This window comes from Marinobacter alexandrii (assembly GCF_005871205.1).
Lineage (GTDB): Bacteria > Pseudomonadota > Gammaproteobacteria > Pseudomonadales > Oleiphilaceae > Marinobacter > Marinobacter alexandrii.
Window position 1 is genome coordinate 1,333,288 of sequence record NZ_SWKM01000011.1, and the last position, 15,962, is coordinate 1,349,249.

Genomic DNA, 15,962 nt, shown 5'->3' on the forward strand with positions numbered 1-15,962 from the left:
CCTTTTTTATTGCCTATTTGCCAATCAGCGATTGGCCGCACACCCGCACCACGTTGCCATTCACCCCGTTAGACGCAGGGCTGCAATACCACGCGATCGCCTCGGCCACATCAATTGGCTGACCGCCTTGAGACAGGCTGTTCATTCGGCGCCCGGCTTCGCGAATGGTGATCGGCATGGCCGCCGTCATCTGGGTCTCAATGAAGCCAGGCGCGATGGCATTGATGGTCACGCCGTTCTTCAACTGCTTTGCCATGGCCTCGACATAGCCAATAACACCACTCTTGGCGGTGGAGTAATTGGTTTGTCCGAAGTTACCGGCGATACCGCTGATCGATGAAATGCACACAATTCGGCCGTTTTCCCGCATCAGTTCGCGGTGCATCAACTCCTCATCAATCAGTTCTTCGGCGCTCAGGTTCACCGCAATAGTCATATCCCAGAAGTGCTCAGGCATATTGCCGAGTGTTTTGTCCCGGGTAATGCCGGCGTTATGGATCACCAAGTCGATGCCGTCGAAGTGTTCCTGCACAAAGTCGGCGATCAGCTTGGGCGCGGCCTTGTCGGTAATGTCACAAGCCAGCGCCTTGCCATTGATGGCATCAGTCACTTGCTTCAGTTCGGCCATGGCCGGTGGGATATCCAGGCCAATCACTGTGGCGCCGTCACGGGCCAGTGTTTGTGCGATGGCCGCCCCAATGCCTCGGGACGCGCCGGTGACCAGAGCCACTTTGCCGGTTAGAGGGGCGGCCGGGCTGATCGTCGGTGCCGCGGCGCTCTTGCCAATGCGCACCACCTGGCCGGACACATAGGCCGAACGGGGTGACAGGAAAAAGCGCACGGTAGAATCCAGCTGTTTCTCTGCGCCCGGCGCCATCCATGCCAGATTGGCAGTGGAGCCTTTCTTGCCGACCTCTTTGCCAACACTGCGAACAAATCCCTCCAGCGCCTGTTGGGCTGCTGCCTGAGGAGCCTTGCGGCAGGTCGCGGGGTTCTGGCCAACCACCAACACCCGGGCATTGCGGCCGAGCTTTTTGATGGTGGGGTGAAAAAAGTCGTACAGGGCCCTGAGGTCATCTGGCTTTTTCAGGCCGGTGGCATCAAAGATCAGGGCCGAAAACGTTGGCTCCGTGCCCTGGCCAAGCTCTAGAGCCTTGGCTTTGTTGCCCGCCTTGGCGGAGTCACTGAGGGAATCAATGCCGCTGGCATGGTGCACCGTAGCCGCACTGGCGTTCAGAATGCCACCGAGGGTGGCAATGGCTTTGGCGCCGTTGCCTGCGCCCACCAGAACGTCACCCTCGATAAACGGCTGGTCCGGGCGCTTCAGACGGTTCAAGGGAATGGGCGCGGGCAAGCCCAGCGACTGCGCTGCGGTTTTTCCAACCGGTGTGTTAACAAATTTCAGGTACAGGTCAGACATAGAATCTTCCTTGTGATTGCTATAGTGCATTTCGAATGCATTAAGAGAGCGGGTCGACCTACAGGGTAAAGAATCGGTCAATTTTTGTATTGACTCAATGCCGCCGGCATATTGTCAGGCATGCCAATGAGCAGCTGGCCTGTCAGGTTAGACTGCGGATCAGTTAACCATATTCTGAAAGGACATCATCATGGCACAGTCACCAAAAACCACTCAGCCCAAGACGCCGGCGCGCGCAACGCAGCCGGCGGCGCAGCAAAATGGAGTGCGCCGTGTCGCGGTCCTCGGTGGAAACCGGATTCCGTTCGCCAAGTCGAACACGGCGTACAGCAAGATCGGCAATCAAGAGCTGCTGACATCGGCGCTGCGCGGGCTTGTAGACCGTTATGGCCTTCAGGGGCAGCGCCTGGGCGAGGTTGTAGCCGGGGCGGTGATCAAGCATTCCCGGGACTTCAACCTGACCCGGGAAGCCGCATTGAGCTCAGGCCTGGCCCCGGAAACGCCCGCTTACGATATTCAGCAGGCCTGTGGAACCGGGCTCGAGGCGGCCATCCTGGTGGCCAACAAGATTGCCCTGGGCCAGATCGAGTGCGGCATCGCCGGTGGCACAGACACCACCTCGGACGCGCCGATTGGTGTCGGTGAGGGCCTACGTGAAATCCTGCTGGACCTGAACCGTGCCAAGACCCTGGGCCAGCGCCTCAAGATTCTCGGCCGCTTCCGGCCCGGACACCTGGTGCCGGAAGTGCCTGAAAATGGCGAGCCGCGCACAGGCATGTCCATGGGCGATCATGCCCAGATCACTGCCCATGAATGGAACATTGCCCGGGAGGATCAGGATCAACTGGCCCTGGAGAGCCATAAGAAGCTGGGGCAAGCTTACGAGGACGGTTTCTTTAGCGACCTGATGACGCCGTTGGCGGGACTGGAGCGTGACAACATCCTTCGGCCGGATACGACGCTGGAAAAACTGGCGTCGCTCAAACCCTGTTTTGATCGCGAAAATGGCACTATGACCGCCGCCAACAGTACCGCGCTGACCGACGGTGCCTCCTGCGTGCTGCTGGCGAGTGAGGAGTGGGCAAAAGCCAACAATCTTGAGGTGAAGGCGTGGCTGACGTTCTCGGAGGTGGCCGCGGTGGACTTTGTCGACAAGAAAGAAGGCCTGCTGATGGCGCCGGCTTATGCCGTACCGCGCATGCTTGAGAGGGCGGGTCTGAGTCTGCAGGACTTCGACTATTACGAGATTCACGAAGCCTTTGCCTCGCAAGTGCTGTCGACGCTCAAGGCCTGGGAAGATCCGGAATTCTGTAAGACCCGCCTGGAGCTGGACCAGCCGTTGGGCAGCATCGATCGCAGCAAGCTGAATGTGAAAGGCAGCAGTCTGGCAGCTGGGCATCCGTTTGCCGCGACTGGCGGTCGCATCGTGGCAACCTTGGCAAAACTGCTGGAGCAGAAGGGCAGTGGCCGTGGCTTGATCTCAATCTGTGCCGCCGGTGGCCAGGGCGTTACCGCGATTCTGGAGCGCTAAATTTCCAGAAAAGCAAAATTGGCTTTGACAGGCACTGCTCTACCCCTTAATATGCGCGCCACGTTGATCGGGGATGACCCGAAAGACAGGCAGTAATGATGCGGGGTGGAGCAGTCTGGTAGCTCGTCGGGCTCATAACCCGAAGGTCGTAGGTTCGAATCCTGCCCCCGCTACCATTTCAGAAAGATCGGGTGAAGGCTTACCGATATAGTAGCCTTGAGCATACTCAACACCCAGCTCCTCCAGTTTCCTTAGCGTTACCTCATCTTCGACAAACTCTGCAATGGTTCTCATGCCGAAGGCATTTACCATCTTGTTCAGGCTTTCCACGAACACCTGATTGTCCAGATTATTCTCCAGATCCAGAATGTACGAGCCGTCCAGCTTCACGTAGCTCAATGGCAGCTTTTTCAAATAGCTGAACGATGAAAAACCAACCCCGAAATCGTCCAGGGCAACCATCACGCCCGATTCGCTGATCCGCGTTAGGTTAGTCAGCACCATCTGGAAGTTCTCAATGTAAGCGGTTTCGGTCAGCTCGATGATGATGTAGCTGGGATCAACCTGATATTTTCGAATCAGGTTGTTCAGGATTTCCGGGAAGGTGTTGGACTGAAGAGTGGGCGCCGAGATGTTAATGGACAGGCTGAAGTGGGTCCCGGCCTCCCAGATGGTGGCGAGTTTGCTGATGGCGTGATCCAGTACCCACTCATCCACCAGCCGGATTAAGCCCATGCGTTCTGCGGCTGGAATGAAATCGTTGGGGTAGACCGGGTTGCCATTCAGGTCTGTCAGTCTAAGCAGCACCTCGTAATGGCTGACTGTCTCACTCTTGATGCAGTAGATCGGCTGATAGTTCAACTCGAACAGATCCGTGCGCTTAAGAGCCTGTTTCAGCAGCGACGTCAGATCATGATCGCGACGGATATCGGCGAGATCGTTGGTGCTCGGGTCGAAAATCTGCCACTGGTCACCGCCCTTCTTTTTAGCTTGGTACATGGCCATGTCGGCGTGAACGATGAGCTCCTGCTCGGTAGTGCCATGGAGGGGAATCAAGGCGGCGCCCACGCTGACACTGTATTCGACCCAGCGCCCCTCTCTGCTTAAGAAAAGCTGCCCGCATAGTTTTTCCGACAGTTTTTGCAGGAACCTTTCAAGCTGGTCGGCTTTGATGTTAGGCAGCACTACAGTAAATTCATCGCCCGCCAAACGACTGATGGAATCCGTCAACCGAACGCTGGCGCGCAGGGATTCGGCAATCTGTATCAGTACATTGTCGCCCACGGTGTGGCCGTATAGGTCATTGATTTGCTTGAATCGATTCACATCAATGAACACTACTGCGCCGTTGCGCTGGGTATCCAGGACTTTCTGGAGATCGTGCTGGAAGCCGCGGCGATTGCCGATGCCGGTCAACGGATCGTTGTTGGCCAGCCATTCGAGGGCTTCTTCATCCCGCTTGCGCTGGGTAAGGTCGATGCCAATGGCGAGAATGATGTTTCGGCCTTTCTCATCGTCGACGATGGAGCAGGTCCAGTCGAGATAGATGGGCAGCCCCTGATCGTTGGCGAATTCCGCATCCAGCTGGATCACCTCGCAGTGATTGCCTTTCAGGAGATCAATCCGATCCTGAAACATCTTTCGGCTTTCGTCGGACATGAACAGGTCGGTGAAATTCGAGGTTGGCCGTTTGAACTCGTTTTCGAACCGGGCATTGCAAGTGAGGATAGTGCCATCAAATTGCTGGGTAACGATGAACAGATGCGAGCTGTCGATGAGTCGCTCCAGGAAGGCCTGCGATCGGGTGATCACCGCGATTTGCTCCTGCAGAGAATGGCTCTTGTCCTCAACTTCGATGTGTAGGGCCTCCAATTCGTGGGTCACGAACCGCGTGCTTTTCTCCAGTAAAGAGAGTTCGTCCTGCAACACGCCCGATCGGCCGCTGAGCTTCTCCTTGGCTTCCTTATACTCATGTTTAGGTAGCAGGTTCAAAGCCTCGACCACTGAAAACAGTCGGCGCAGTGGATTGAGCATGATCATGAACAGAACCAGTTCCGACACCAGTAGCGCCAGGGTGCCAATCAGGATGCTGATTTTGACGGAGTTGACGAGGTTGTGGTGTTGCTGGGTCTCATCGCTGATGGCAATCACTTCGGGTGTATCGCCGTAGGCCCGGTACCCAATGAACCTGAGCGGGTTCAATAGCAGTCTCTGACCCCTGACCTCGGATGGCTCGGCGTCGCCCAGATTGTCATAGGCGGTGGTCTTCTCAATGTGACGGAGCTGATCAAGTGTCTCCTGGAACCGGCTGGCGGCCCAGAGCCTCCGGTCCCATTCGGCCAGCGATCGGTCGGATTCCAGAGCAAGGTTGGCGTCTGAAAGCGCCGGCAACAGTATTGCCAGATCGTTGCTGGAGACCTGCTGGTAGCGTTGGATGATGTCGGAGATGTTCTGGCCGGTAACTATCAGGGCCTCAGAGCCATCGTCCAGCACAAAGGGCTCAATGACAAATTGTGAGCAGCCAAAATCGCAAAACAGGAATGAGCGAGGAATCTGGGCGCCATCGACTTGCATGGCGTCAGCGATGGCATCAGTCAATTCTTGCCTATTCCGGAACAGCAGTGGACTGAAGGCAGAGCCTGTCTCAGTGCCGTTAATGGTAAAAAGGCCGATGAAGTCGATGCCAGTGTTGATGTTGAGCTCTATCCACTCTTTCCGGAGATACTCCTGGAGCCTCTCGTCGGCACCGGGTTTATTGGCACCTTGGATCTCAGGCATTTCCGCAATCAGTTGCGACAGCTGTGACAGACGCAGGAAGTTGTCGTCCAGCAATTGATCGAGCACCGATTGCTGACGGAGCTGGAGGTCCGCAATGCGATTATCATAGGTATTAATCGCCTTATAGATGTGCTGACTGATCCAGACTCCGGTCAGGGTAATAAGAACGAGGCTAAGGAAGGCGACTGCTTTCCATTTCAGGCTCAGGTACATAGTTCAGCAACCGACGGATCAGAATTGGTAGTTCAATGACAGAACGTAATAGTTCCAATATTTATCAAGATCCTCGTCTTCCCTGCCGTTGTAGTTCGGCAGCCATGCAGTCCCCTCATTGAAGCTGGCCTGGCCCATGACTGACCAGTCTGTTGCAAACCGCCATTGGCCGCCGAGTGTCCAGCCCTTGCCGAACCCGCGGTAGCGGTTGTTGGGCCTGGCCGTAATCTCGCCCGAGCGATCATTCTTGTCCAGGTAGAGTTCTTCGTAACGGGTGAACCAGGAGGTTCGAGCGGTTGCAAGCCACTCAAGCTGAAGGTAGTAGCCTTCGGTAGTGACGCTATCCGAACTGGGCTGGCCAAGAATCTCAGCGTGAAAATCAGTTTCCAGATTCAGATACTCGGCGGTCATTATCCAGTCTTGGTAGCTGTATTGGGCCGAGACAATGGCAAGCAGGCCTTCGAACTTGCCATCAGTTACGTAGCTTAGGGGGTTCGCGACAATATCGCCCGGTGGGGCGCTCATCAGCGCTTCCTGAGCCTCAGCCACCGACTGGGTCTCATCGAGGTCGATGGTCAGATCCACCAGGCTCAAGCCCAGGCGCAAATCTCGGTCGAAGGCCGGCACCAGGTTCAGATTTAGCAACCAGAGCGGAATATCGTCGGATTTACCCATAGAAACGCGCTGCCCGAAAGCAAACTCCTCGAAGTCGTCCAGATCAATGTTGCGTTGGCCACCAGACACCTCCCAGGTGATCAGGTTTTCACTGAAAAGGACGGAGCCGTAGAGATTCACACCATCGACAGACAGCAAGGTGTCCCGGAACGCATCGAAATAAATCGAGTCGGGTACGTTATAGCCGGGGCGGGCCGACGGGATGTCCCGGATGGCGTTGTAGAAACCGATGTTATTTTTCACCCGACCTGCTCGGATGCCGAAGGATATATTCTGATCGCTGAATACGAGGTAATCGGCCAGTAGAAAGTCGATCCGGACGTCGCCATCGTCGGCTTCGTCCTGTTGTCGGCTGAGCACCTGCCCGGCTAGCCGCAATTCAGGCGTAAGTTCGGTGAAGCCGTTGACGCCAAGTTCGCGAAACTTCACCGACCCATTTTTAGAATCCGTGCCGGCATAGGGGTTGTCAGGGCTATAAAGGAACGCCTGATTTACGAAGCCATGAATTTGGGAGGAGTTGTTGATATCGATCGCCATAGCGGGGGAGCACGCAGCCAGGGAAACTGCAAAAAGCGCCTTTGCAAGAATTCCTTCTGAAAGTGTCTTCATGGCTGAACTCCTTGCAACACCTTAACGCCGTCCGTGGGATAGTTCTTCGAGACGTAGCCGATTGCTCCTGGTGTTGTCCGGATCACTTTCAACATTTCGTCCTCTGACTCAACTACGGTTGGTGCCTTGCCGGTGCCAGTGAACAGCATCCGATTCCAGATCCGATCAAGTTGATGGGCCTGAATTTGCAGGCGATCGACCACAAATTTGCGGTGGAGGTTGCTGTCACTGGGTAAGATAAAAACTTGAATGGCCAGGCCATCTGGCCATTTTCTGGTTTGCATGGCGAATATCTGGTTAAGGTAAACGGAGTCAAGCAGAGTGGGGTCGACACTCTCATGGAGCAGGATTTTGGGCGTGGCGTACGCTGCCGAAGTTAGCGCTAATAAGACGCCTAGCATCAGGCTGCGAATCCCGCGGGAGCGGACCTGCGGTGGGTTCATATTATCCTTGAATGGGCGTCGCGATTTCGAACTTGTGCTCATATGTAGTTGAGTATTGCCGAAAATGCGTCGATATAATGTGATTTTCCCCACTTATTTTATTCATCCTTGTAGCATTTTCAGTCATGTTCCGGTGGCCGTCTGAAAGCCGCCAGTCCCTCTGCCTCCAGTAATCGGGCGAATCTCAGGGTAGTCAGATCCCGGCCCGGAGCCCCGATGATCTGAATGTTATAGGGTAATCCGTTGGCGGAAACACCCACGGGTACAGACGTAGCAGGCAGACCGAGCAGGGTAGCCAGGGCAATCCAGCAAAACTGATCCATGTACGCCCGGGGTTGCCCGGCCACCATGATCCGGCGCTTGAACACCGGCTGGCTGTGATCGTGTCGGATCGCTGTGGTGGGGGTTATCGGTGTAAGCAACACGTCGAACTCTTCGAACAGGGGCTCGATTTCGATTCGCATCTTCTCGCGCAGCTCGTTCCAGATGGCCCACTGATGCGCCGCCTGATTCACACCGCGGGCGTATTCACCAATAAATGGGGTAACCGGTCCGAAGAACTTCAGCCAGGGTTCCAGTCGGGCAATCCACTTCATCTGGCGGCGCTGTGAGGGTTTCAATGAAGTGGCGAGCAAACTGCCCAGCAGATTGAAGTAGGCGGGCAGTATGTGTTCGAGATTGAGTAGGCGATGGTTGGGTTCTGCCACCAGGGCTCCCTGGCCTTCGAGTTTGCCAGCCAGGTCCCGGTAGCCGGCACTGAGTTCAGTCTCAATTGGGCACAGGGGATCGTCCAGCCAAAGCCCAACCCTGGCCTGTGCCAGTGTTTCCAATGTGGCCGGCTCCATCGCCAGCGCCCAGCTGCGGGCATCGGCCGGGCGGGGGCCAGCAATAACGTCCAGCAGCAACTCCAAGTCGCGGCTGCAGCGGGCCATGGGCCCGCCTACCGCCAGATCCGGTCGCGACTGGGTTCCGGGCGGGCCCGGAATATGGCCCCGCAGCGAAACCAGATCCCTAGTCGGTTTATGGCCGAACACCCCGCAGAAATGCGCCGGCGTACGAATAGAGCCGGCCAGATCACTGCCCACTTCCAGTGGTGTCATGCCGCTGGCCAGGGCCGCGGCGGCACCGCCGGACGAGCCACCGGGGGAGTGGTCAGTATTGTAGGGGTTGTTGGTTACGCCAAAGAGCTTGTTGTAGCTCTGCAGATCGGTGGCGTAGATCGGCACATTGGTCTTGCCGATGATAATGGCGCCGGCCTCCTCCAGGCGGCGGGCAATGTCGGCGTGCTTTTCCGGAACGTGGTTTTGCAGCGCCGGTGCCCCAGCCGTGGTGGTCATGCCGGCTACTTCCCAGGTGTCTTTAAGGGTCATCGGCAGACCATGCAATGGCCCGGTGGCCCGACCGGCTGCCCGCTGTTGATCAGATTCCCGGGCCCGGCTCAGCGCCCGCTCTTCGTCTAGAGTCACTACGGCATTGATATGGCTGTTTTGCTGGCGAATGCGTTCGAGCAACGCCTTGGTCAGGCTTTCACTGGTAATTCGGCCGGCTTCCAGTTCAGTCAGCAGCTTGTGTGCGGGTTGGTAATGCATCGAACTCATGGCAGGTCCTCGCGCCAGTACTTCACTCTCACCTGGGCTTTCACCGCATCGATGATTTCGACGATCAGGTTGATCAGGGCTTCGTTCTCGGTCTCGTCCGATTCCATCTGGTCTGGACTGGGCAGGAAGACGTTGACGATGTCTTCAATGAAGGCGTGGTTGGAGGCTGAGGCCAGGTCTTCAAGGATCTGGTGAATAACGTTGGCAACAATATCGCCGACCGCCTCTTCTAGGGTTTCCTGGATGGTAGGGCCGACCACCGGCAGGAATTTCAGGCGCGATAGCTCAAGGTTCTGCTTGAGGGCGCTGTCGACCCGATCCTCGAGGTAGCTGCGCAAGGCACCCCGGTTCGGCACATAGCCTTCCTGGGCGGCTTCAGCAACGCGGCTGGAGATCCAGTCGGTCAGCATTTCCCGGCGCGGGTAGAGAATGTCCTGCTGGATCTTGTCGAACAGCGGCGAGCCCCGTTTGACCTCCTGCTGCACACCGCTGAGCACCTTCAGAACGATGCGGTCGGAAAGTTCTTCCATGAAGGCCTCGTAGTAGAAATTTACGAAGCGGTAGAGCTTGGTGTTGGTGACATCAATGATCTTGTATTGATGCAGGCGGTAAATAATAGAAATGATGCGCAGAACCCGCAGGAAACGCAGGCTACCTACCGGGATACAGCCTACCAGGTCGTACCAGTGAATGAACGGATAGAAATACCAGCGGTCATAGATCTTGGCCTTTACCGCGTAGCCCCAGCGAAGAAAAAATTCGCTCAGGAAAATCGACACGAAAATCATGTCGTAGAAGATGAAGCGATCGTGGATCGGATGATAAAGGCTTTGTAGATCGGGGGCGTATTGCTTGAGCAAATCCTGAACCGCCACAAAGTTGTAGATGGAATCCCATATAATGAAGGCCAGGTTGATGATCAGCAGCCCCAGCATGAGGAAGTCGACGATAAACCAGATCAGTTGGTGGCTGGACTTCAGGTTCTCTCGGTTGATGTGCAGCATTCAGGACTTCCAGTTACCTGCCAGGACATTGTAAGCTCCTGACAGATTAGCGTATTTCGGCTCTGACGACGACTAGGGGCGGATTAACTTGACCACCTGTCGTTAAACTCGCAGGCTTGAATGAACCTTCGCTCACGATTCCAACACTGAAACCGCCGGATGCTTTCTAGAAACCGTGTTGTAACAACAGGCCGGCGCCGGCTTCTCGCACTTTTGATCCTTTGGTTGCCGCTGTCCGGTTGGGCTCAACAGGTTGAGGTTAAGCTTGAGGGCGACTACCCGGAACTCAAAACCAATGCCGAAGCTTTTATCGGTGAGGTTGAGGGGCGCAATGCCACCAACCTGCGGCGTTATGCGTCGACGGCGGTTGATCAGGCGAGCAAGGCCTTGCGAGCCCTGGGCTACTACGAGCCGCAGATCGACTGGCGTGTGGAGGACGGAGATTCTGACGATGGCGCCCGGCTGATCCTGACGATCACTCCTGGGGAGCCCGTACGGGTGACCTCGCGGACCGTGGAAATCCGCGGCGCAGCCTCGCGTGACAGCCGGTTCACCGACAACCTGCCCAAACAGCCGGCCGAGGGCGATGTCCTCAACCACGGCCATTACAATAGCCTGCGCGACACCATTCAGACTCGTGCCCGTCAGCGCGGTTATTTCGATGGCGGCTTTGTTGAAAAAAGCCTGACGGTGAATCCTGAAGACCGCACTGCCGAAGTGACCCTGGTGTACGAGAGTGGCGAGCGATACCAGTTGGGCGAGGTCACCTTCACCGAAGATCATTACTTTGAGTCTGATCTGCTTCATGACTTCGTTACCTTTGAGCCTGGTACCCCCTATCACACTGACAAGATTGCCGAGTTGAACCGGGATCTCTCCAGCAGCGGGTATTTCTCCGGGGTTGATATAGATGCCGTGCCAGGCCGGGCAGTCGACGGTGTAATTCCTGTGGCGGTCACCGTGACTCGGCGTCCGCCCCGCTCAGTTGGCGTGGGTGTCGGCTTCTCGACCGATGTCGGCCCCCGGTTCCGGGCCAACTGGCGCGAGCACTGGATCAACCCCATGGGGCACAAGCGCGGTGCAGACACCGAGCTGTCGGTGCCACGCCAGAACGTCAGCGCCTGGTACGAACTGCCGCTGGAACCACCCATGACCGATCTGATCCGCCTGACCGCCGGTTATCAGCGGGAAGATATTGAGAATGTTGAATCGGAACTGCTGACATTGGGCCAGCAGTGGCAACATGAGCTGGATAATAGCTGGCTTCAGGTGTTGTCCCTGCGCTGGGAAGGGGAACGCTTCAACATTGGCGATGAGGAATCCGGCACCAGTAGCCTGTTTCTGCCAGGCGCCGCGTATTCCAGGCGTTACGCCGACACCGCGTTGGATCCGTCTAAGGGTTATCGGCTGCAGTTCGATGTCACCGGTGCCCACCGGGCGGTGTTGTCGACCGTGGATGTGCTGCACGTGAGCGCGCTGGCCAAGGGCTTGTACACCATGTTCGATAATCACCGGTTCCTGGCTCGCGTTCAGGCTGGCGGCGTTGCCACCAACAGCTTCGAGGATGTACCGCCGTCGCTCCGCTTTTTCGCCGGTGGTGACCAGAGCGTGCGTGGCTATGGTTACGAGACCCTGTCGCCGGAAAACGAAAACGGGGTTCCGGTAGGGGGCCGGTACCTGCTGGTGGGCAGTGCCGAGTATCAGTATCAGTTTGCCGACCGGTGGCGAGCGGCGCTGTTCGTGGATCATGGCAATGCCGTCAACGATCTGTTCGATCCACTGGCTACCGGTGTCGGCATTGGTCTGCGCTGGGTCAGTCCAGTGGGGCCCTTGCGTCTGGATGTGGCGAAAGGCCTGGATCCGGAGTTTGGCGGCGGTTGGCGTATCCACTTTTCCATGGGGCCTGAATTGTGACGGAACAGCACGAACCCGGTGGCCCCGACCAGCAAGGGCAGGACACAAGTGCGCAGGACAAGGCTCGGCGATCCGGCTGGTTCTGGCTGCTGGTGGCGTTGGCCGTCCTGATTCTGCTGCCCGTGGTGCTTATGGTTGCAATATTGCTGGCACTGCGGTCTGAAACTGGCACTGCCTGGGTCATCGATCAGGTTCCGGGCCTCGAGGTGACGGAGGGTCGCGGCTCATTGCTGGGTCAGTGGCAGGCTTCCGAGGTGGTCTGGCAAGGCTTTGGTGTGAATGTTGAGGTGGAGGCGGTGCTGGTTGACTGGTCCCCCTCCTGCCTGCTGCAAACCCGGATCTGCCTCGATACCCTCAGGGCCACGCGCCTGGACGTTCGTGTCCAACCCTCGGCCGAGACTGAGGAAACCACGCAAGGGATCGACCTTCCCGCGTTGGAATTGCCGGTGGGGGTTCGCGTTGGCGACGTTAATCTGGGGCCGTTCAGCCTGAATGGCAGCCGGGTCTGGGATCGACTGGAATTGTCGGCAGGCGGCTCAGGCGCCGACTGGCAGCTGGAGCGCGGGGTCTACCAACTCGGCGACTACAAGGTGACCGCCTCCGGCCGGGTGATAACCCGTCGCGACTGGCCGGTGGACCTCAATGTGCAAGCGACGCTGCCGCCACCGTTGGGTGATCGATGGGTGGTCGATCTGAATCTGTCCGGCAGTGTCCGTGATCTCAGGGTCTCCGGACAGAGCCGTGGCTATCTGGACGCCACGCTGGAAGGCGATGTTGCGCCGCTGAATACAACCCTGCCGGCCCGTCTTCGCATCACGTCAAAACAGTTCACGGCGATGGATTCGGTGCCCGATACCCTGATGCTGAAGGACTGGTTTGTGGTGGCCGATGGCAGTCTGGCTTCAGGTTTCCAGACCCGGGGGGAGGCAACCTTGCCGGGCACCGAAGGGCCGATCGCGCTGTCTCTCGAGGGCAAAGTCGACACCGAAGCCGCCACCGACGTGAATCTCACGTTATCCACCCGCACCCCGGAAGGAGAAGGGCAGGCGAGCGTGCGAGGACAGGTCAGCTGGCAGGACGGGCTGAAGGCCAGTGCCGACCTGTCGCTTAACCGTTTTCCCTGGTATTCGTTGCTGCCGGAGCTCGAGGAACCCGCTGTTGCTCTGAATCGGGTGGATGGCTCGGTGAGCTGGTCAAAGGGCCAGTATCAGGCCAGTGTTGAGGCCGAGGTAGAAGGTCCTCAAGGCAAGGCAACGCTGTCCTCGGAAGTGGACGGTGACCTGGAAAAGGTCACTTTGACCGACCTCCGGGTAGAGACGGAGGCGGGATCGCTGTCCGGCAAGGGCAGGGTGGCGTTCGCCGGCCCGGTGTCCTGGCAGGCGGCGCTGGAACTTGACGATTTCAACCCCGGTTATTGGCTCCCGGCCCTGAGTGCCAGCCTCAGCGGGGACATCGAAACTGAGGGCCAGGTCAGGAAAGGCACCATTCCCCGGGTTGAAGCCCGCTGGGATCTGGGTGGGCAATGGCAGGACAAGCCGGCAAGTGCCAGCGGTACCTTGGATACCTCATCCGGGAAGTGGGAGGTCACTGAGCTCCAGGTGTCGGTTGGCGAGAATGAGCTGGCGGGTTCCGGTGCCTGGGGCGATCAGCTGCGTGGCCAGTTTAACCTGGCGTTGCCGGCACCCGGTGACCTTCTGGACGGCCTGGCGGGCCAGTTGAATGCGGAACTGAATATTGGCGGCACGCCTGACGATCCCACGGGAACCTTAACCGCCAGTGCGAAAAAGCTGGCCTGGCAAGACAGCGTGACCGTCGCCAGTCTTAACGTCGATGCTGCTGTGAAGTCCGGTCTCAGGGTCGATACCTCCATTCGGGCGAAAGATGTCGCCGGCTCTGGGCAGACCCTGGAGTCGCTGGATATTAATGTTTCCGGTACTCGGGACGAGCATCGGCTGGAAGCCCTGGTTGAGCATGCCGATGCGTCGGTTCGCTTGCTGTTCGGTGGTGGTTTTGACGGTGACGCCTGGACTGCCTGGCAGGGCGCGCTCGCCGAGGGCCAGATCGAGATTCCGGACCATGACCAGCGCTGGACCCTGGAATCTCCGGCGGCCTTGGCCTACAAGGTTGCAGGAAAGGGTGAACTTACGGTCGGCCAGCACTGCTGGCGCTGGCAGCAAAGTACCGTTTGCGCCAACGATCAGACCCTTCTGCCGACGCCTGACCTGGCCTATCGGATTAACAATTTCCCCGCCACGGCTCTGGATCCCCTGCTGCCAGAGCGCCTTCGCTGGCAAGGTCACCTGAATGGCGAAATTGACGTCACCTTGCCCGACAGCGGCCCAAGCGGTCAGATCAGGATCGACGCCGGCAGCGGAGAGTTTGAGGTTCAGGTGGAAGAGGAGTGGGAGCCTCTCAGTTACGATCGCTTTGTTACCGTGCTGAAGCTGAAACCGGATCGGGCTGATCTCGATGTCCAGCTTGCCGGGCCAAAATTGGGCGAGTTGTCGGTGCAGGTAGCGGTCGACCCCAGATCGGCGGAGCGTGAATTGGAGGGGCAGTACAGTCTGGCAGGACTGGATATTTCCCTGGCCGGTATTTTTGCCGGCCTGGACGAGGTGTCCGGCCAGATCGATGGCCAGGGCACCTTGTCCGGCCCGCTGATGAAACCGGCGGTGAACGGCCGACTGGAGCTGATCGAAGGGCGTGTGGTAGACCAGACATTGCCGATTCCGCTCGAGGAAGTGGCGATCAGCCTGGCGTTAAACGGATACTCGGCGGACATCAGCGGCAGAATTCGCAGTAATGCCCGCAGTGAGATCACCCTGGAGGGGGCCGTGGACTGGGCGAATGCTCCGGAAGGGCAGGTGAGGATATTGGGGGAGCGGATTCCGTTCAGCCTTGAGCCCTATGCCCAGGTTGAGCTGGCGCCTGATCTCACCATCGGATTTCGGCGCGGCGAGCTCCGGGTTGCCGGTAAAGTGGGCGTGCCCCGCGGCAGCATTGAAATCAGGGGCCTTCCGGAGCAGGCGGTTACTGTCTCCGAGGACGAAGTTATTGTCGGGGTGGAGCGGGAAGAACCGGTTATCCAGAATCTGGATATGGATGTCACCGTGGTTGTTGGGGAGGACCAGGTCACATTTGATGCCTTTGGCGTAACCGGTGACCTCAAGGGCACCTTGCGGATTGGCAACAACCTGGACACCCGGGGCACCCTGGAACTGGTCAACGGGACCTACGAGAAGTTCGGCCAGGAATTGGAGCTGCGCACCGCCCGCATCCTGTTCGTCGGTAACCTTACTCAGCCCTATCTGAACATCGAAGCAGTGCGCACCGTGGACACCGTGGTGGCGGGTATTCGATTGAGTGGGCCCGTGCAGTCGCCCACCACCGAAGTGTTTTCCACTCCGGACATGCCCCAGACAAGCGCCCTGTCCTATATCATTCTCGGGCGCGCACCGGAAAGCCGGGGCGATGAGGGTCAGATGAGCGGCGCTGCGATTTCCCTGGGGCTGACCCAAGCGAACAAGTTGACCGGAAAGTTGGGAGCAGAGTTTGGCATCGACCGGCTGACACTCGAGGCTGAGGGCAGCGGCGAACAGACTTCAGTGGTGGCTAGTGGCTATCTGACGGAGGAGCTCAGTGTCCGTTACGGAGTCGGAGTGTTCGAGCCGATCACCACCGTGGCCCTGCGCTACGATCTGGGCCGGTATTTCTATCTGGAAGCGGCCAGTGGCCTGGCCGCTTCCCTGGACATCTTTTACACCCGGGATTTCTGAA

Annotated in this window: 10 protein-coding genes and 1 tRNA gene; 5 read left to right on the forward strand and 6 right to left on the reverse strand. The window is 57.9% G+C overall.

Going from position 1 to position 15,962, the window contains the following annotated elements:
- Positions 1–13: 13 nt before the first annotated feature.
- Complete coding sequence (locus tag FCS96_RS06560) at positions 14–1,420, reverse strand: 3-oxoacyl-ACP reductase (RefSeq protein WP_138439398.1); 1,407 nt, start codon at positions 1,418–1,420, stop codon at positions 14–16.
- A 190-nt stretch (positions 1,421–1,610) separates the two neighbouring features.
- Between FCS96_RS06560 and FCS96_RS06565 the strand changes: the two genes are divergently transcribed.
- The gene (locus FCS96_RS06565; protein ID WP_138439399.1) at positions 1,611–2,951 is read left to right on the forward strand and encodes an acetyl-CoA C-acetyltransferase; all 1,341 of its coding nucleotides are present in this window, start codon (positions 1,611–1,613) and stop codon (positions 2,949–2,951) included.
- Positions 2,952–3,050: 99 nt separating this feature from the next.
- Positions 3,051–3,127 (forward strand) — tRNA-Met (locus FCS96_RS06570).
- Here FCS96_RS06570 and FCS96_RS20365 read toward each other — a convergent pair.
- Positions 3,084–5,525 carry a putative bifunctional diguanylate cyclase/phosphodiesterase gene (locus FCS96_RS20365; RefSeq protein ID WP_407658077.1) on the reverse strand — a complete coding sequence of 814 codons (2,442 nt, stop codon included), beginning with the start codon at positions 5,523–5,525 and terminating at the stop codon, positions 3,084–3,086. The genes FCS96_RS06570 and FCS96_RS20365 overlap by 44 nt on opposite strands.
- Here FCS96_RS20365 and FCS96_RS06585 point away from each other — a divergent pair.
- Positions 5,520–5,756 (forward strand): hypothetical protein, encoded by a 237-nt coding sequence (locus tag FCS96_RS06585; protein WP_138439402.1) that lies wholly within the window; start codon positions 5,520–5,522, stop codon positions 5,754–5,756. The two genes, FCS96_RS20365 and FCS96_RS06585, sit on opposite strands and share 6 nt — an antisense overlap.
- 204 nt (positions 5,757–5,960) lie before the next feature.
- On the opposite strand, the gene FCS96_RS06590 is transcribed toward FCS96_RS06585, so the two are convergent.
- The 4 genes from FCS96_RS06590 to FCS96_RS06605 form a co-directional block, all read right to left on the reverse strand.
- Positions 5,961–7,226: a hypothetical protein gene (locus FCS96_RS06590; protein ID WP_138439403.1), complete on the reverse strand. Its 1,266-nt coding sequence runs from the start codon at positions 7,224–7,226 to the stop codon at positions 5,961–5,963.
- Positions 7,223–7,669, reverse strand: a complete 447-nt coding sequence (locus tag FCS96_RS06595) for a type 2 periplasmic-binding domain-containing protein (protein ID WP_138439405.1) — start codon at positions 7,667–7,669, stop codon at positions 7,223–7,225. The genes FCS96_RS06590 and FCS96_RS06595 overlap by 4 nt, the downstream gene beginning before the upstream one ends.
- A gap of 119 nt (positions 7,670–7,788) precedes the next feature.
- Positions 7,789–9,267: an amidase gene (locus FCS96_RS06600; protein WP_138439406.1), complete on the reverse strand. Its 1,479-nt coding sequence runs from the start codon at positions 9,265–9,267 to the stop codon at positions 7,789–7,791.
- A complete protein-coding gene (locus FCS96_RS06605; RefSeq protein ID WP_138439408.1) occupies positions 9,264–10,271 on the reverse strand; it encodes a hypothetical protein in 1,008 nt (335 codons plus the stop codon). Before FCS96_RS06605 ends, FCS96_RS06600 begins: the two co-directional genes overlap by 4 nt.
- A 159-nt stretch (positions 10,272–10,430) precedes the next feature.
- Between FCS96_RS06605 and FCS96_RS06610 the strand changes: the two genes are divergently transcribed.
- Complete coding sequence (locus tag FCS96_RS06610) at positions 10,431–12,185, forward strand: autotransporter assembly complex protein TamA (protein ID WP_138439409.1); 1,755 nt, start codon at positions 10,431–10,433, stop codon at positions 12,183–12,185.
- Positions 12,182–15,961 carry a translocation/assembly module TamB domain-containing protein gene (locus FCS96_RS06615; RefSeq protein ID WP_228264026.1) on the forward strand — a complete coding sequence of 1,260 codons (3,780 nt, stop codon included), beginning with the start codon at positions 12,182–12,184 and terminating at the stop codon, positions 15,959–15,961. The genes FCS96_RS06610 and FCS96_RS06615 overlap by 4 nt, the downstream gene beginning before the upstream one ends.
- The last annotated feature ends 1 nt before the right edge of the window (position 15,962 follow it).